The following is a 17,140-nucleotide window of genomic DNA, read 5'->3' on the forward strand; positions in this document are numbered from 1 at the left end:
GTTCAGAGTTCCTACCCTATAAAGTTTATAGAGTACTGTAATTATTAAAGGTTTGGACTTATTAAGGAAGTTTGAGAGCATGATTTTGCAACAACAAAATACTTGTAATAAAGAAATCAATATGATAGCATGAAAGCAATCGAATCATTAAACGTGAGGAAGCACCTCCTTTGCCGCAGGCAGAGGAGGTGCTTTTTGTTGTTTTCCGACATTCTCCCTAATTGTTCGGACGCTTTCCTTGCCTTCAACCGATTCGCGACCACATCTATTTATTGGAGGAATGAGAAACATGCAAATCGTATTTTTGAACACGTTCGAGAAGCTTGGAGAAGGCCAGCGCATTGATAGCGCGCAGCTATCTATCTGTGAGAATCAAGGCATTTGGGCAGTGCTGTGGGTGGAGCTGAATGAGGAGAGCGAAGATCCGATCACTTGGTTTGAAGGAACGTCATGGGAGGAAATGATTGTGGCATTCCGTCATGGCATTGCAAGGGTCATGGGGGAAGGGTACGCGCCTATTATCGATGGCATGCTGGACGATCGCCGTTCTACAACGGGCAGCTTCGTAACTATGCTTCAATGCTACGGAGAGATTCATGCCAATCAAGAACTTTTTCAGAAGCTTCGTGAATGGCGGCGTACGAAAGCGATTGCTGAGAAGCGTTCGGCTTATCTTGTCGCTACTAATCGCATGTTGTGGATGATCAGCGCCTTCGTTCCGAAGACGGCAGATGAATTAGCACAAATTCCCGGTTGGGGAAGCGCCAAGCATGCATCCTATGGATTAGAAGTGCTGGAGATTACAAGTGAGGCTAACCGTGATACCGAGTTTCCGCTGCAATGGGTAAGTGACAAATTAGATTCAATCGCCTATACGCAGTGGCTTTATAAACAAAAGGAAACAAAATATAAATCTCAGATGGATCGCCAACAGGCAAAAAAACATATTTTGACGGCGGTACAGCAGGGTGGATCACTTGAACAGCTTGGCGTGGAGCTAGAGCTGTCAAGGCGCGAATTAATGGATCGAATCGAGCAATTAGAACAAGAGGGTTACGATATGGAATCACTGATTACGCGGGAGCTCGTAGAGATGCCAGATGATGAGCAGCAGCTCGTATGGGATGCTCTCTCGCTGGTCGGCGATAAATATTTGAAGCCGGTATTGCAGCAAGTATATGGCACTTTGGAAGCTTCGCAATTGAATAAGCCTGTTGATGTCCTTTATGAACGCTTGAGGCTCATAAGGCTGCGTTTTAGAAGAAGCCTGACAAGCAAGGCTGTATAGTTTTTTTTGGAAAAAGAGAGACAGGAGAAGGCTCCTTCATTACTCAAGGAGCCTTCATAATTCCGATTTGGTCAGTCCAAACCGTGTCTGCAAAACGGATCGTACTATTAAAGTCGCAATTAAGTCCTGTTTCATAGGAACGATTGTCTATAAGGGCGATGGCGTCTTCTCGCAGTAGACGTACATGATAACGCTCCTCTTTTGTAAACAGCGGCTGCTCATAGGCTCTTAGCCAAATGAGGATAGCGCTTACAACCTCGGCCGCATCATCTAAAGCTTGATTCCATAGCTGCCAAACGCTCTCATTGTGATAGGTGGCGCCGTCCACTGGATCAAGCCAAGGCTGCTCCTCTACATTTAATACGTCAAAGGGCATAACCCCTCTTTTATAAGTAAAAGGCTCGATTTGCCCAAATGTTAATATTTTTCGTATGCCAGTCGGATCATGAAATAAACGCTGCGCGGCAGTGAAATCACGATTCGCTTGGTTCCAATCCTCACGTTTAATGAGCGGGGCCAGCTCTCCATAATAAAGGGCAGCAATCGACTCGAAAGCGTCCACTACGGTTGCAGGAAATGCTCCCTTCGTATCAATATGCTTCCAGACTGGAGTTTTCCACGTTTCAATACCCCAAAGTTCACGCGCTATTATCGTATCCATCATAATTTCAAAACGTTGATGATCCCATTTGCGAAAGCCTGATTTGCTAAATACATAAGGATGAAGATTACGATCAAGTATGTGATGCAATACGAATCCTAGTGTGTATAGGATAGAAGAATCAGGACGTTTAGGGCAGGCGGGTCTGCCGACGACACTATCCAGCATTTCGACAAGTACCGGTCCGCAATTGCGATTATGCATTTCCGTTCCTAAACGATTTAAGGCTAGGCTGCGCTGCCAAGGGAAAAAACGATGATAGAACAAAAAGTCAGGTCCTTGGCATCCCATATTAAATATATTTTTTTTCTCGTCTGATTCAATTAATGCGCATTCGCCAAGCCGCTCGAATACAAGTTGTCCAAAAATGAAGTGAGCCCATACGTTAGGCATAGAAGAGGACCTCCATTCCTATCAATATTCTACAGATTTCGTTTTAAAATATAGTTCTAAAGATACATATATTTTATTTATAGTATACTTGTCCTAGTGAATTAAGTATAATATAAATTAAACAAGACAAAGCGCGAATTTTGTCGAAAAGGAGCGTATCTTCATTATGAAGGCAGAGTACATTAACCCGTTTCTTGAATCTGCAAAAATCGTGATTGAGCAAGTCGTTCAAATACGTCCAGCGACTGGAGAACTAGGTCTCAAGGATATCAAGTTTGTAGAGAACTATATTTGGATTCAAATTGGGCTCAACGGACAGATGAACGGTGACATTGTATTCGGGCTTAGCGAAGAGGTAGCTATGAAAATGGTTTCTGCGATGATGGGCGGATACGTAATTTCTGAAATCGACGAAATCGTGAAGAGTGCTATTTCTGAGCTTGGCAATATGATTAGCGGAAATGCCAGTACGATGCTGTTTAATCAAGGGGTGAGAGTAGATATTACACCGCCGAAGGTTATCCAGTCTGCTCAATCAGCTGGCTTCACCGCACAAAAAGCGTTGACGATTCCACTGATAATGGAAGGCATTGGGGAACTCGACATCCAAGTTTTAATCGCATCTTAGCATAGAAATGGCTCCTTAGGGAGCTTTTTTTGCGTCTGCAATACCAATCAAGTAAAATTGTAAATGGGTGATGATGGATGTTAAGAGGCAAAGTGATTTTCATCTCCGGTGCATCAAGCGGAATCGGAGCGTTAATGGCTAAAATGCTGGCTGAGCGGGGGGCGATCCCCGTTTTGACTGGACGCAACATCTCAAAGCTAAAGGAGATTTCCGCTGCCATAAAGGGGAAAAGCTCGTTCTATCAGATGGACGTGACCGATAATGAACAGGTGAAGCGAACAGTAGAAGCTGTCATTGCGGAATATGGTAAAATAGATGTATTGCTGAACAACGCTGGCTACGGCAAATTCGAGAATTTTATGAGCATGAATGTGGAAAGCTTTGAGCAAATGATGGACACGAACTACCTAGGCATCGTACGCTGCACGAAGGCAGTTGTTCCTCATATGGTGAAGCAAGGAAGCGGACATATTGTAAACATAGCATCTTTAGCAGGCAAAATAGGCACTGCCAAATCAACCAGCTACACAGCCACAAAGCATGCTGTGCTTGGCTTTACTAATGCGCTTCGCATGGAGCTTCGGGAGCAGGGAATTCAGGTATCTGCGGTTAATCCAGGTCCAATTGATACGCCTTTTTTCTCGCTGGCTGATCCTTCCGGCTCTTACGTGAAAAATGTTAATTGGTTTATGATGAAGCCAGAATATGTAGTCAAAAAAATCATTCGTTTAATCGAGCGGAGAAAAGCCGAGCTTGACCTGCCGAAAACCGCAGCTTTTGGTATTAAACTATATCAATTGCTGCCGCGAACCATTGATCGGCTATTCGGCGGTATGTTAAATCGAAAATAAAGGTTTAAATGAGAGAGGATTAAAAATGAGTAAGCACACATGGTATGAAATTGGAATTAATGAACTGCTGTCGGATAAGCTCACAGCAAATGGAATTATTGAACCAACGGATGTACAGGCAAATACGATTCCGATATTGCTTGGAGGAAGCGACGTTTCAGCGAGGTCGCAGACGGGCACAGGTAAAACGCTTGCGTATTTGTTGCCGCTTCTTCAGAAGCTGAATTCGCATTCAAGCGCGATTCAAGCGATTATTTTGGCTCCAACACAGGAGCTTGCGATGCAAATTGTTCGTGTAGCAGAAGTGTACGCGGAGCCGCTGAACATTCGCGTTCAGCAATTGATTGGCGGAGCTGCATTAAAGCGGCAGGTAGAGAAATTGAAGCTGCGCCCGCAGCTGGTTATTGGAACACCAGGGCGAATTCACGAATTGCTTAAGCTGCGCAAGCTCAAGCTGAATGATGTGAAAAATGTTGTAGTTGATGAAGCAGATCAAGTATTTCAGCTCGGCTCGACAAAAGAGGTAGAGATCATTTTGCATAGTGTCGGTAAAGAGCACCAAATTGCTTTTTTCTCCGCGACATATCCGGATCAAATGGCTCGCTTTGAAGGACGCTGGATGAAAAATCCGGAACGCATTCAGGTTACGCCGGAGCATACCGTATCACAAACGATCGATAATTATTTTATCGTTAGCGATAAGCGTGATAAAACCGATACGGCAAGAAGACTTGTTCGATTGCTGAACCCAGCCTCTGCGCTGCTTTTCCTAAATGATACCGACAACATTTCCAACTGGGAATCGAAGCTAAGTTATGAAGGCTTTACTGTTGAGGCTTTGTATGGGGATGCGGATAAACAGCGCCGTGCAGCAACATTGACACGTTTTCGCGAGGGTCGCTGCCAGCTGCTGCTAGCTACGGATGTTGCGGCTAGAGGCCTTGATATTGAAGGTCTGCCGCTCGTCATTCAGCTTGATCCTGCATCGGATGCGGATCATTATGTGCATCGTGCAGGACGCACGGGCCGTATGGGGCGTCCCGGTACAGTCGTTTCCATTGTTACGCCGCAGGAGCTGTTTATTATGGAGAAATTCCGTAAGCAGCTGGGCATCGAATTGACAGAACGGACGATGTTTAGAGGAAAGCTTCTTAGCGAGGAAGAGCTGCGAGAAGCAACAAAACCGTTTGCTGCTCGTCATGAAGCCAAGCTTGCAGATCGCTCAGAAGCGTTGCAAACGAAGCGAGCTGTAGAGAATAAAAGTGCAATTGCTGCTCCGAAACAAACGAAGCTTGTAGAGACGAAAGCAGTAACTGCTCCGCCGAAACCAAAGCCGGCAGCGAAGCCTGCTCCTAAGAAAGTGGAGCGAAAGCGCGAAGGTAAAAACAAAGGTGCTCCTAAGTGGTTGAAAGCGAAACGCGAGGCCGATAAGGAACAATCATAAAAATTTATTTTGAAAGCCACCCTCTTAAATCGATCTGCCTCTCCCGAAACGTATGGGCGAAGGTGAAAAATGCGGCAAAACCCGCAATCGAAAAAGGAGTGTGGCTTTCTTGATGAAACAAACAATGTGGAAAAAGACAGCAATTTCTTCGCTTGCGCTGCTAATGCTTGCAGGCGGTGCGACGTCAGCTTTTGCAGATGGCGGTAAAGGCAAAGGGCATGGTGGGGATCGTAATGATGATAAAGGCCGCCATGAGGACAAGGATGACAAGTATGACAAGGACGATAAACATAAAGTAACATGGCAATTCCAAGATGAGGACGATCTGAAGTGGGCTATGGAATACATTATGCGGCTAGCGTCGAAGGGCGTATTTACTGGCTACGAGGATGGTACATTTAAGCCTAATCAGAAAATCAACCGTATTGAAACGTTGACTGCTGCTGTCAGATTGATGGGTCTTCGCTCACAAGCGGAATCAGCAGATAAAATGAAAACGGATTTGCAATTTAATGACGGGGATAAAATCGCAAAAAAATACCCATGGGCTGTTGGTTACGTTGCAGTAGCGCTGGAGAACGATCTATTCTCCGAGACTGAATCGGAAGTGAAACCGGAAGCAAACGCAACAAGACTATGGTCTACGATTCTTCTCGTAAAAGCGCTTAAACTGGAAGACGAAGCGAAGGCGCTCAACAATACGAAGCTTGACTTTAAGGATGCAAAAGAGATCCCTGCTGGATCTGTAGGTTATGTAGCTCTTGCTTTGAAGAAAGGCATTATTACCGGCTACAATGATAAGAATGGAAAAACGTTCCGTCCTAATCAACCAGTAACCCGTGCAGAGCTGGCAGCGCTTCTCGATCGTACAGATACGGAAATGCCTAATCATGACGCACAAGCCATTACCGGCAAGCTAAAAGCAGCTCCTGCTGATGGCAAGCTGACGGTAGTTAAAGGAGATAACACGGAGGTTTCACTAGCATTAGACTCGAATGTGTTTATTTTCCGAGATGATAAAAAATCGCCAGTGAGCTCACTCCGAGCAGGTGATGAGGTACTCGTTCGTACGTATCTCAATCGTATCGTATTTATTGAAGTAACGAAGTCGGCTCCTGTTAGTACAGCTTTCTCGGAGAACGGAATTATTAATACATTAACGTTCAACAATCAGGCGAAATTAACGACGGTTTCTCTCATTACTCGATATGAAAACTCACAGGCAGTTGTCACTACATTCAGCATTGATCCAAATGTAGTCATTACAGGTGACTCCTCGCAGCTGAAGGTTGGTCAATATGTACAAGTAAAAGGCGACAATGGCTCAGTTAAATCAATTGAAGTGAAATAAGGTATAAATAAGTGAAGGGCTGTCCTGAAAGTAGATTTTTCTACTTTTGGAACAGCCCTTTTTTCATTGTTCAACAATTAAAATAATAGCTTGCGAATACAGCAGCGCTTAGTTTTCTGCATAATAAGCACGATACAGTTCGTTAGAAAATATACGTTAACTTTCATAGTTAGTCTGTAAAAGAGCTTGATTTCATTTGCGATATCGAACTATAATGAATGTAAATTTTAGGTAGGTGCAACTGGCGTAAACGTGGATGACCACGAGGGAGCACTTATTTCATATGTCGTACGCCTGGGCAAAGTATTTGATCGACGATCAAATGCTTTTTTTTATTTTCAGATAAAATAAAAAGGTTGAGGTGAGTATGTTGCAGTCCTATGAAGATCAGTTATTTAATAATCCGTATCCTGGCAGAACGATAATCTTGGGGATGAGCCCGTCAGGAAAACAATTTGTTCAAGTGTATTGGATAATGGGCAGAAGCGCGAACAGTCGCAACCGAATCTTTGAGCGTAATGAGCAGTTTGTAAGAAACATAGCATATGATGCGGCAAAAATGGAGGACCCTTCATTGATTATTTATGATCCGATAAAGAGTATAAATGGGATGCACATCATTTCCAATGGAGATCAGACGGAAACCATCTATGAAGCTTATGGCAAAAAAGAAACGTTTGAAGCTTCATTGAAAAGCAGAAAGTTTGAACCGGATGCTCCCCATTATACACCGCGTATTTCCGGTATTATTGATACTGAATCAGCTGCGTACAGCTTGTCCATTTTGAAAACAAGGCAAAACGATCCGTCATTTTGCATCCGTCATTTCTTTCATTACGACTCTTTTACAAATGGGATAGGTCATTGCATTCACACTTATAAGGGTGAAGAAAATGGTATTTTGAAATCTTTTGAAGGTGAACCGCTGGAGGTTCCTTTATTTGATTCAATGGATGAAACGGCTCATTTTTACTGGAGCAGCATAAACACAGATCATAAAATTTCATTGCTTGTGAAGTTTATTCATACCGATGATCGTAAGGTGGAATTTAAAATAATAAATAAAAATCAGACGTTTTAGTGTCTCGATAATTAATTCCGACAAAAACGATGGGAAAAATTTAAATAATCGTTGACAGGGTCGTTTTTGAGGAATAATATAGGAATATATTCAAAGTGAGTTGAAAAACCATTTTGTAGGATGACAAAAGAAGATAATCTACTGGACCACCAGAGATTCAATAGGAGCGCAGTTCTGCGCCTTGTTGGGTCTCCTTTTTTTATCCAAAAAAAAACAAAAAAGCTCAAAGAGCGAAGCGAAAGGGATGTTTACAATCATGAAAAAACTAACACTAACATTAATTTCTGCAACAGTAGCCTTCTCAGCCCTAACCTATGTTGTCGTATCTGCCAAACAGGCACAAGGTGCGCCTGCAGTGAAGGACAACGCTGCAATTGTTACCGAAGCAAAAGAAGAGAATCAATCCAAAATCATTACCGTTTCTGACACAGAGAAAAAATCAGAAGTAAACTCAGCTGCAGCAGAAGGCGAAAAACAACCGCAACCAAAAACGGCGGACACGATAGAGGCAAATAAACCTGAAGCAGAAAAAGCAGATGCGAAACAAGAAGATAAATCCAAAGTTACTCTTGCTGTTGATAAGAAGGAAGAGGCGCCTGCAGCTAAAGCGGCAGCAGCAAAGGAAGAGCCTGCGGCTAAAGCAAATACATCGGTTGAAAAAACAGCGACACAGCCGAAAGAAGCTGTCCAGCCTAAAGCAGCAACGACAGTGAAAGAAGAAAGCCAGCCTAAAGCTGCATCCGTTGTAAAAGAAGAGCCCAAAGCAGCGGCACCTGCTGCGAAAGAAGAAACACAAAAACCAGCGGAGCCAGCAGCGAAAGAAGAAAAGAAACCATCTAAATCGGTCTCATTCGTGAAAAAAGATACGGTACAGCCGAAAGCACCATCATCCTCAGAGGCTCCTGCTTCATCCTCATCCTCATCATCTTCTTCGTCTTCCGAAGGTCAACAGCCAGCACCATCGACGACGGAAGAAGAAATCTGCTAGAAACAAGAAATACGTATTCATGAGTTATGAAATGGGGGGGTCATAAGAGGCAGATCAGCCTCTTATGGCCGGCTCCCTGCACGAAATCTTGAAGCGACTAGTGGAGAATACATATTTCACACTTGGCACATCGACAAAATTTGATGAAAACGAGGAATGAACATGAAATTACAATTTAATACATCCAAAAGATGGTTAGCTCTTATATTGGCTGCATTATTAATTTTGCCAGCTGCCAATATCGTTAATGCCAATCCAGCTTCGGAAACTCTAGTAAATAGCGGCGCCAGCCATTATAACTATTTTAATAATGTGTATGATCATTTGGATGATGAGAACCATATTCTTCAAACGGTAACGTATGAAGATATTATTAATCTCTTTGACAGCGAAGGCACATATGTTGTGTTGTTTGGCGGAGCTTGGAGCGATAAAACACAAGCGAATATTGGCTTTATTAATCAGGTGGCAAAGCAATATGGTGTAAAAACCATCTATAACTTTGATACAAGGTTAGATGGCAAATCACTAGAAATTGCGGAAACGCAAACGAAAGAAATCAAAGTCGGCAACAACACTTTTGATTTTGCAGAAGCGTATGTCGAGCTGGTCAAAAAATATTTAACGAACCTCGATGAAGTACTTCCTGCAGGAGATATCGTTAGCTATACGAAAAAAGACAGCAAGGGCGCAGTAATTTCAGAAGGCTCAGCGAAAAAAATTGAAGCGCCATTCCTGTTTGTGTATAACAAAAAGAAAATTGTTTCCTCTTTGGCTTCAACAAATGTGTGGAGCGATTACATAACTAATGGCGTTTTGGACGCGAGCAAAGTAGATGCTTACAAAGCAAAAGTGAGTCAAGTATTTGAAGGAACCACTTCATTTGATACGATTAATCGTTCGAATTCTATCAAAGCAGCTTTCAATAGAAATGGATCAATCATTAACAAAAAAGAAACGGTTATTTTTGACGAATCGGACGGCGAGCTCGTATTTGAGCATGTAACCTATCACCAATTGACGAAGATTCTCGAGAGCGAAGGGAATTATACGATCTTGTTTGGCGGCTCTTGGTGCCCGAATACACAAGCAGCCATTAAGTTTATTAACGAAAATGCGAAAAAAAATAACATTGATAAAGTTTATTTTTGGGACACCAAGCTGGATTCGGGAATTTCGATCCTGGATCTTAATAAAGACCCGAACGCTGACCCGCATAACGGCATATTCTTTCAAACGAGAGATACGAATCATCCAAATGCCAATCTGTATGTAGATTTGATTAACAAATATTTGCCTGATATCAAAACACAATATGTAAAAGCAAGCAACAATGTAAAGTATACGAATGAGAACGGTGTAGAAGTAATCGCAAGCAAAGCTCAGGTTCCTTACCTCTTTCAATATAACAAAGACAACAAGGATGCTGATGGCAACAGAGCTCCAATTCTTGGGCATATTGAATTAATGTATTCTTGGACCAATATTCAACCTGACTATGTAAGCAGCGGGCTTACTGGTGTGAATTACAATAACTATACGAATGCTTTGAAAAGCTTATTTGCAAGAGTTGAGGCTACACCAACAGGGCTGACAGCGGTTAAACCAACCTCATCCGATGAAAATGATGGTCAAATAACAGGAACGAAAGGTAAAGCGCTTGAATACAAGCTTGAAAGTGAAACGGATTACAAGGCTGTAACTGGTGATGCAATAACTAACTTAGTGCCAGGTACTTACAATGTTAGATATGCATCCAAGCTTGGATACAATGGTCCTCATACAGTAGGAATTCCTGCAGCTGTTTCGTACAAAGCGGGCGATGCTGTAAACGTAGTGGTGCCATCCTTTATTCAAGATCAAGCTGCACCAACAGGGCTGGCAGGCGTTGCACCAACGACATCAGCTAACAATGACGGTAAAATTACAGGAACGACAACAGCGCTTGAATACAAGCTGTCTAATTCGTTATCCGATTATATTCGTGCAACAGAACCGTCTGTTACAGATCTTGTTTACGGTACTTATGATGTTCGTTACGCGGCCAAAGAAGGATATCGCCCAAGCCCTAAAGTAGAGGTTGTAATTCCGGCTTACGGCGAGGAAGCGCAAGAAGCGCCGACTGGCTTAACAGGCGTATCACCGACAACGATTGCTAATAACGATGGACAAATTACAGGAACGACTGCAGCTCTAGAATACAGATTAGATGGAACGGATGCTTACCAAGCGGCAACAGAACCAGCGATCACTGGTCTCGCAGCAGGCACTTATAATATCAGATTTGCAGCTAAACCTGGATTCAGTGCAAGCCCAGCAATTGATATCGTTATCAAAGCGTTTGCGCTACAAGAGCAGCCGGAACCATCAGGCTTGTCGGGTGTAGCTCCAACCTCTTCAGCTAATGATGATGGACAAATTACAGGAACAACGACAGCACTTGAATACAAGCTGTCAGGAGCTGAGTCCTATCAAGCGGCAACAGCGCCATCTATTACTGGTTTATCATCTGGAACTTACAACGTGAGGTTTGCGGCTAAGGAAGGCTATAATGCCGGAGCAGTGCTAGATGTCATTGTACCTAATTATGTATCCCCTCCAGCTGGTGGAAACAATGGCCCAAATCCAACGCCTACACCTACACCTCCAGCAGGTGGAGACGATGATGGTACAGCACCAACAGCAACGATAACAGCAACAACTGATGCTGCGACAGGAGCAACCGTAGCGAAAGCAACCGCAGCTTCTATTACAAGCCTAGTTGAGCTTGCTAAGAAAGCGGAAGCAGCAGGCAAAACCTCTGTCGTTGAGCTTAAGGTTGAAGCTACAGCTCAAACTAAATCTGTAGAGCTGAGTATTCCTAGAAAGTCGTTTAATGAAGTAGCTTCAAGCACAAATGCGGGTGTGAAGGCCAATCTTGGCGTTGGCACTGTCGTTTTTGACGCAAAAGCAATTGAAAGCATCAGCAATTCGGCTGAAGCGGGTGACATCAGCATTATTATTACGAAAGTAGAGCTGACTGACGAGGGCAAGGAAGCTTTGGGTGACAGACCGGTTTATGATTTCTCCGTATTCGCAGGAACTACCCAGCTTACAAGCTTTGGCGGCAGCAATGTGCAAGTTAGTGTGCCTTATTCTTTAAAAGCCGGAGAAGATCCAAATGCTGTAGTGGTCTACTATGTAACGGATGCCGGCAGCTTGGAAACGATCCGCGGGAAATACAACGCGGGTACAGGAACGGTAAACTTTGTTACGACACATTTCTCCCAGTACATTGTAGGATACAATAAAGTAAGCTTTAAAGATGTATCGGATGCAGCTTGGTATAAGGATGCCGTTTTATTCCTTGCGGCAAGAAGCATTACAACAGGTACAGACGAGGACCATTACAGCCCGAATGCGACAGTGACGAGAGGTCAATTCATCGTCTTGTTATTGAAAGCATACGGCATCGAGCCTAATGAGAAAGAGACAGCTAATTTTGATGATGCAGGGAATACCTACTATACGAATTACTTGGGAGCTGCTAAGCGCCTGGGTATTACGAAAGGTGTAGAAGGCAATACGTTTGACCCTAATAGCAAAATTACACGTCAAGATCTATTTACGCTTTTGTATCGTGCACTTGAAGTGTTTGGTGAATTGCCTAAAGCAGAGACAAATGTTGCGGTGTCCAGCTTCAGTGATTCCGCTCAAATTGCGAGCTATGCAAGCGACGCTTTCAAGGTGCTAGTTGAGGGCGGCATCATTACGGGGAACAATTCAAAGCTGAGCCCTAAAGATGTTTCTACGAGAGCTCAAGTGGCACAAGTGCTTTATAATCTGCTTTCAAAGTAATACGATAAGAACGCTAGTGTTTAAAAAATGGGTGGCCAATGGCTGCCCATTTTTTCGTTTTTGTGCATGCTTCTTGCTTTTGTACACAAATCATTGCTTTCTTTGATATTAGTCCGATAATTCGGTATGCTGTTTACAAGATAAACTAATTTACATAGTTGAAGGTGATAGGATGGATTCTATTTTACAGGTGAGTGGTTTAATCGGCGGTTACAGCCCACGAAGACCAGTACTGCATGATATCTCCTTTGAGGTAAAAGCGGGCGAGATGGTAGGATTAATCGGTCTGAATGGCGCTGGAAAAAGCACGACCATTAAGCATATTTTAGGTTTAATGAAGCCGCAGGCGGGGGAAGTAAAGGTTGATGGCGTTACGCTGGAGGAAGAAACCGAGCGGTACAGAAGCGCATTTGCTTATGTGCCGGAGACGCCGGTTCTATTTGATGAGCTGACCGTTGAAGAGCATTTGCGCTTAACGGGGATGGCCTATAGCGTAAAGGACAAGCAGTATAGTGATCGTGAGGACGAGCTGCTGAAGCAGTTCCAAATGACGCCAAAGCGTAAAGCCTTTGCAGCCCACTTATCCAAAGGCATGAAACAAAAGGTCATGATTATGAACGCGCTGCTCGCTGAGCCGCCGCTGTACATCATCGATGAGCCTTTTCTAGGGCTTGACCCGCTTGGCATTCGTTCCTTGCTGGAGCGGCTGGTTGAAGTAAAACAAAAGGGAGCAGCCATCCTTATGAGCTCGCATATCCTCTCAACTGTGGAAGCGTATTGCGATCGTTTTATCGTCATGCACCACGGTAAAATCGTTGCGATCGGCACGCTCGATGATATTAGACAAGCAGCAGGCATGGACATGCGCAGCGGTTCTCTGGAGGATGCCTTCTATAAGCTCGTTACTGGGGGCAATGTTTGATGAGCAATATAAGTAAGCTGGAGCTGATGTGGCAGCAAAGAGCAAAGGCATTCCGCGGGGAAACCTTGCCTTATTTTCGGTATATGGGGCAAAGCGGCTTCCCAGCTTTTATGTCTTTAATCTTGATCTCCTCCACGATTGGATACATAAATTTAATTCGACATATGCCAGCGAGCTTTCCCTTTGCGACTGTTGGTGTGATTGCATTAACGTTGGTGTTGTGTTGGAGTCCGCTTCGTACGTGGCTTGCAGCCGGAGACGTCGTCTTTATGATGCCGCGTGAGGCAGAGATGGCCGGTTATTTGCGCTTATCGTTCCGTCATACTTCAATTGCTTGTTCGATACTAGCTGCTATTGTGTTTCTTCTTTATTTGCCGATCTATAACCAAGGCCCAGCCATTAACGGCGCATTGCTTCTTGCAGTCGTGGCTGCCGCTCTGAAGGCGGGCAATGTATGGGGAGCATGGAAAGAGCGCCGAATGACTTGGGCGGGCATGCGACGTCTCATGCGTGTGCTGCGCTGGGCAATGACAGCATTGACGCTGGCTGCTTGGCTTACTTGTACCGCTTGGCAAGCAGCGGGGTTTACGCTGCTCATCGGTATACTGTCTATGCTGCTTTATCGTCTTCCAACAAAACATCCTTTTCCTTGGGAGAGGCTGATTGAAGAGGAAGCAAGGACACGTAAACGGTATTATGTTTTTTTTGGATTGTTTATCGATGTACCTACACTCCCATCGAGTATTGCAAGAAGATCTTATTTAAGCTGGATTCTGCGTACGATACCGTATTCGAATCGCAATACATTCGTTTATCTCTATACGGCATCTATGCTTAGAACCGAGATGGGCGGAATTATACTAAGGCTGCTTGTTCTCGGCTGCCTCATCACCTATTGGTTTGCTGAAGCCGTATCGCTATCTGGTTATGGCAGTGTTCTCGTATTTTTTATTTTTATGGGACTCATTGCTGTTCAATTAGGCGGCTTGCGTCATATCCATCGTTATTCGGTTTGGAAGCATGTGTACCCGTTGCCGGAAAAGCAGCGAATCGAGCAATATTTGAAAATCGATCGTTTGGCGATGGTGCTGTGCACGCTGCTGCTTTGGCTGTTTGTTGCTTTGCCGCTGGCTTTGGCGGGCGGCGTTTACGTCCCTTCGCTCATAGCTATTGTTCTTGCCGCCATGTATATCGGCATTCGTCCAGCGCGTTTGCGCAAGAAGCTTGCGAAAGATGAGGATGAAGACTAAGCAGGGCAGACGGAATACAAAAAAGAACCCCTGAGAGAAGCATTCGTAAAGAAATGCTGACTCAGGGGTTCTTTTTGCTATTATTCGCGAATGAAGTGCGAGTGTTTATTATACTTTTTGAGCAATCAAATCGTTAACCGCTTTGAAAATCGTATCGAACAGCTCTTCAAGATTTTCTTCCTCGATGCAAGAGAAAGCAACGCGAAGATCTGTTTCACCTAGAGCAATCGTTCCGATTCCGTATTGGTTCAACAGATGTGCACGTACGGACTCAGCTGTAACGCCGCTTAGGGTTAGACACATAAAGTAGCCGGAGTTGAATGGGTAATAGCCCCATACATCGCCATAACGGCCGCTGTCGAGCAACGATTTCACGCGATTGGCGCGGCGTTTCATAATATCGTATTTTTCCGCTTTTTGAGCTTCGAACTCAGGTGAAGTCAAAGCGCGCAATACGAATGTTTGTGATGGATGCGGGCCGCTGGAAATCGTGGCACGAATGATACCTATTGTTTTTTGCTCCAACGCATTCAGAGTAGCCGCAGAAGTTGAACCATACGTAATGAAGCCTACGCGGAAGCCCCATACGTACTCTTCTTTGGTCGCACCGTCAACTTTAACGGCAAGCACGCGCGGATGCAGATCAGCAAGCTTGGAGAACAGTGATTCTTGCATGGAATCTTCGAAAAATAAACCAAAATAAGCATCGTCTGTTACAACAACGACATTGATGCCAGCTTCCGCTGCGTCGTGAATGGCAGCGATGATTTCATCGCCTTCCTGTGGACCAGGCGTGTAGCCAGTAGGGTTGTTCGGAAAGTTCAGCACAACGATGGCTTTCCCTTTGTCCTTCTGAGCCAGCAAGGCTTCGCGAAGGCCAGCGCTGTTGAAGCGAGTTTGGTCGTTATACAGCGGGTATTCTACAATTTCAGCACCGCGGCGGATACCGAATGTCAATTCGTAGTTTTCCCAGTTTTTATTAGGGATGATTACAGCGTCACCCGCATTAGCGAATAGGTCAGCTACGATGCTAAGACCGTGGGTCAATGCATTTGTAACGACTGGCGTACCAAAGCCCTTTGATTCAAGGGAAGGGTTGTCTTTGATCATTTTTGTACGCCAAGCAGCACGAAGCTCAGGCTTTCCTGCAGGAGGCGCATATTCATATATATCTTTCGGATTGTAAGCAGAGAGGGTATCTTGGATGACCTTAAGGTGCATCGGTTGTCCGCCTTCTGTTGCAATTCCAATAGTAGCATTAAATTTAGTTGCTTTCGTTTTCGCTTCGGCGGACTGACTGAGAATGCCCTCCTTCGGGAAATAAATCGCTTTGCCTAAGTCTGACAACATCGCATAAACGTTAGGGCTTTCTGCTTGTAACGTCTCGTTTAATTGCTGAGCAAGTGGGTTCATGGACTTTATTCCATCCTTCCGAAATCATTCATTTGAATTTAGTATAATTAGGCGTTAGCCGTTTATTCTTGTCGGGTGCTATTATAACATTTTTTTTGAGATGGAAACCATTCACAAAGCAAATTTTTTCGTAACTTCATGTGGCTTGCGCAATAGTTTCTCCCTGTTGTATGATGACGGCATAGATTTGTACAGGAGGTTTCCTTATGCTGCACATTTCGCCTAATTCGTTCATCCTGTTACCTGCGTTTGCCAAAATCGTATGCGAGCCGGGTTGGAGATGGGCTAGACGCGAGAAGCCGATGGCCAATTTTGATTTATTTTATGTTTGGAGCGGAGAAGGGGAAGTCGAAGTCAACGGTACTCACTATGAGGTTGGTCCGGGAAGCTGCTTCTTGTTTCGTCCAGGCGACTACACAAGCTCCACTCATAACCCGCAGCGTCCGCTCGTATTATCCTATATTCACTTTGCCATTAATGAAACGATAGATGCTGTGCCGAGTCGGTATAGGCAATTGAATGACACGGTCGACTTTGAATATATGCTCTCACGCTATGTAAGGCTGTTTCTTGTAAAAACGTATGCAGCGGAAGAGGAGGCGCAGCTTGTTCTTAAACAGCTGATGATTCATTTGCTTAGAGAGGACAAGCAGCTGCCAGTTGAGAAGAAGGCAAGCAATCAATTGACGGAGGCCATTCATGAGGTGGCAAACTTTGTTCGGCAAAATCCAAGCATTGCGCACCGTGTAGAGGATCTAGCGATGCGGGCGCAGCTGTCGCCCCGATATTTTTCAATGAAATTCAAAGAGCTGATCGGCATGTCGGTGCAAACCTACATGATTCGCACAAGAATTGAACGGGCGCAGCATTTGCTCATGCACGCCGGGATGAATGTGACCGAGGTAGCGGATGCGCTGGGCTATCGGGATATCTTTTTTTTCAGCAGGCAATTTAAGCAGTATACGGGGCGAAGCCCCTCGGAGATCAGATAGGCTAACAAACGAAAAACCCCGAATTCACTCATCGCTGAGAA

At 44.4% G+C, this 17,140-nt stretch carries 13 protein-coding genes and 1 riboswitch; of the genes, 11 read left to right on the plus strand and 2 right to left on the minus strand.

Annotation, left to right across the window (positions count from 1 at the left end; translation table 11 throughout):
• The first annotated feature begins 289 nt into the window (after positions 1–289).
• Positions 290–1,288: an HRDC domain-containing protein gene (locus AC0VYE_RS08750; RefSeq protein ID WP_475447306.1), complete on the plus strand. Its 999-nt coding sequence runs from the start codon at positions 290–292 to the stop codon at positions 1,286–1,288.
• 43 nt (positions 1,289–1,331) lie between these two features.
• On the opposite strand, the gene AC0VYE_RS08755 is transcribed toward AC0VYE_RS08750, so the two are convergent.
• Complete coding sequence (locus AC0VYE_RS08755) at positions 1,332–2,342, minus strand: zinc dependent phospholipase C family protein (protein ID WP_475447308.1); 1,011 nt, start codon at positions 2,340–2,342, stop codon at positions 1,332–1,334.
• A 166-nt stretch (positions 2,343–2,508) separates the two neighbouring features.
• Between AC0VYE_RS08755 and AC0VYE_RS08760 the strand changes: the two genes are divergently transcribed.
• The 9 genes from AC0VYE_RS08760 (at position 2,509) to AC0VYE_RS08800 (ending at position 14,694) form a co-directional block, all read left to right on the plus strand.
• Complete coding sequence (locus AC0VYE_RS08760; RefSeq protein ID WP_054028542.1) at positions 2,509–2,970, plus strand: chemotaxis protein CheX; 462 nt, start codon at positions 2,509–2,511, stop codon at positions 2,968–2,970.
• Positions 2,971–3,047: 77 nt separating this feature from the next.
• Positions 3,048–3,821, plus strand: a complete 774-nt coding sequence (locus AC0VYE_RS08765; protein ID WP_076267828.1) for an SDR family NAD(P)-dependent oxidoreductase — start codon at positions 3,048–3,050, stop codon at positions 3,819–3,821.
• Positions 3,822–3,846: 25 nt separating this feature from the next.
• Complete coding sequence (locus AC0VYE_RS08770; RefSeq protein WP_076267827.1) at positions 3,847–5,265, plus strand: DEAD/DEAH box helicase; 1,419 nt, start codon at positions 3,847–3,849, stop codon at positions 5,263–5,265.
• A 112-nt stretch (positions 5,266–5,377) separates the two neighbouring features.
• A complete protein-coding gene (locus tag AC0VYE_RS08775; protein WP_475449495.1) occupies positions 5,378–6,616 on the plus strand; it encodes an S-layer homology domain-containing protein in 1,239 nt (412 codons plus the stop codon).
• A 227-nt stretch (positions 6,617–6,843) separates the two neighbouring features.
• A riboswitch (ZMP/ZTP riboswitch) is annotated at positions 6,844–6,923 on the plus strand.
• A 60-nt stretch (positions 6,924–6,983) separates the two neighbouring features.
• Entirely contained in the window at positions 6,984–7,697 is a 714-nt protein-coding gene (locus tag AC0VYE_RS08780) for an IMP cyclohydrolase (protein ID WP_475447310.1), read from the plus strand.
• Between the two features lie 256 nt (positions 7,698–7,953).
• Positions 7,954–8,685 (plus strand): hypothetical protein, encoded by a 732-nt coding sequence (locus tag AC0VYE_RS08785; RefSeq protein WP_475447312.1) that lies wholly within the window; start codon positions 7,954–7,956, stop codon positions 8,683–8,685.
• A 162-nt stretch (positions 8,686–8,847) separates the two neighbouring features.
• Complete coding sequence (locus AC0VYE_RS08790; RefSeq protein ID WP_475447314.1) at positions 8,848–12,522, plus strand: S-layer homology domain-containing protein; 3,675 nt, start codon at positions 8,848–8,850, stop codon at positions 12,520–12,522.
• Between the two features lie 172 nt (positions 12,523–12,694).
• Positions 12,695–13,444, plus strand: a complete 750-nt coding sequence (locus tag AC0VYE_RS08795; protein WP_076267822.1) for an ABC transporter ATP-binding protein — start codon at positions 12,695–12,697, stop codon at positions 13,442–13,444.
• Entirely contained in the window at positions 13,444–14,694 is a 1,251-nt protein-coding gene (locus AC0VYE_RS08800) for an ABC transporter permease (RefSeq protein ID WP_475447316.1), read from the plus strand. Before AC0VYE_RS08795 ends, AC0VYE_RS08800 begins: the two co-directional genes overlap by 1 nt.
• 108 nt (positions 14,695–14,802) lie before the next feature.
• On the opposite strand, the gene AC0VYE_RS08805 is transcribed toward AC0VYE_RS08800, so the two are convergent.
• Positions 14,803–16,107 carry an aminotransferase class I/II-fold pyridoxal phosphate-dependent enzyme gene (locus AC0VYE_RS08805; RefSeq protein WP_076267820.1) on the minus strand — a complete coding sequence of 435 codons (1,305 nt, stop codon included), beginning with the start codon at positions 16,105–16,107 and terminating at the stop codon, positions 14,803–14,805.
• A gap of 206 nt (positions 16,108–16,313) precedes the next feature.
• Here AC0VYE_RS08805 and AC0VYE_RS08810 point away from each other — a divergent pair, with 206 nt between their 5' ends.
• On the plus strand, positions 16,314–17,099 hold the full coding sequence (locus tag AC0VYE_RS08810) for a helix-turn-helix domain-containing protein (protein ID WP_076267819.1): 786 nt from the start codon (positions 16,314–16,316) through the stop codon (positions 17,097–17,099).
• Positions 17,100–17,140 lie beyond the last annotated feature (41 nt).

The sequence above is a fragment of the Pristimantibacillus sp. Z349TD_6 genome, from assembly GCF_056173205.1.

Coding starts and splice junctions, on each gene's coding strand:
- AC0VYE_RS08750 (WP_475447306.1), top strand. CDS start 290: ATGCAAATCGTATTTTTGAACACGTTCGAGAAGCTTGGAGAAGGCCAG.
- AC0VYE_RS08755 (WP_475447308.1), bottom strand. CDS start 2,342: ATGCCTAACGTATGGGCTCACTTCATTTTTGGACAACTTGTATTCGAG.
- AC0VYE_RS08760 (WP_054028542.1), top strand. CDS start 2,509: ATGAAGGCAGAGTACATTAACCCGTTTCTTGAATCTGCAAAAATCGTG.
- AC0VYE_RS08765 (WP_076267828.1), top strand. CDS start 3,048: ATGTTAAGAGGCAAAGTGATTTTCATCTCCGGTGCATCAAGCGGAATC.
- AC0VYE_RS08770 (WP_076267827.1), top strand. CDS start 3,847: ATGAGTAAGCACACATGGTATGAAATTGGAATTAATGAACTGCTGTCG.
- AC0VYE_RS08775 (WP_475449495.1), top strand. CDS start 5,378: ATGAAACAAACAATGTGGAAAAAGACAGCAATTTCTTCGCTTGCGCTG.
- AC0VYE_RS08780 (WP_475447310.1), top strand. CDS start 6,984: ATGTTGCAGTCCTATGAAGATCAGTTATTTAATAATCCGTATCCTGGC.
- AC0VYE_RS08785 (WP_475447312.1), top strand. CDS start 7,954: ATGAAAAAACTAACACTAACATTAATTTCTGCAACAGTAGCCTTCTCA.
- AC0VYE_RS08790 (WP_475447314.1), top strand. CDS start 8,848: ATGAAATTACAATTTAATACATCCAAAAGATGGTTAGCTCTTATATTG.
- AC0VYE_RS08795 (WP_076267822.1), top strand. CDS start 12,695: ATGGATTCTATTTTACAGGTGAGTGGTTTAATCGGCGGTTACAGCCCA.
- AC0VYE_RS08800 (WP_475447316.1), top strand. CDS start 13,444: ATGAGCAATATAAGTAAGCTGGAGCTGATGTGGCAGCAAAGAGCAAAG.
- AC0VYE_RS08805 (WP_076267820.1), bottom strand. CDS start 16,107: ATGAACCCACTTGCTCAGCAATTAAACGAGACGTTACAAGCAGAAAGC.
- AC0VYE_RS08810 (WP_076267819.1), top strand. CDS start 16,314: ATGCTGCACATTTCGCCTAATTCGTTCATCCTGTTACCTGCGTTTGCC.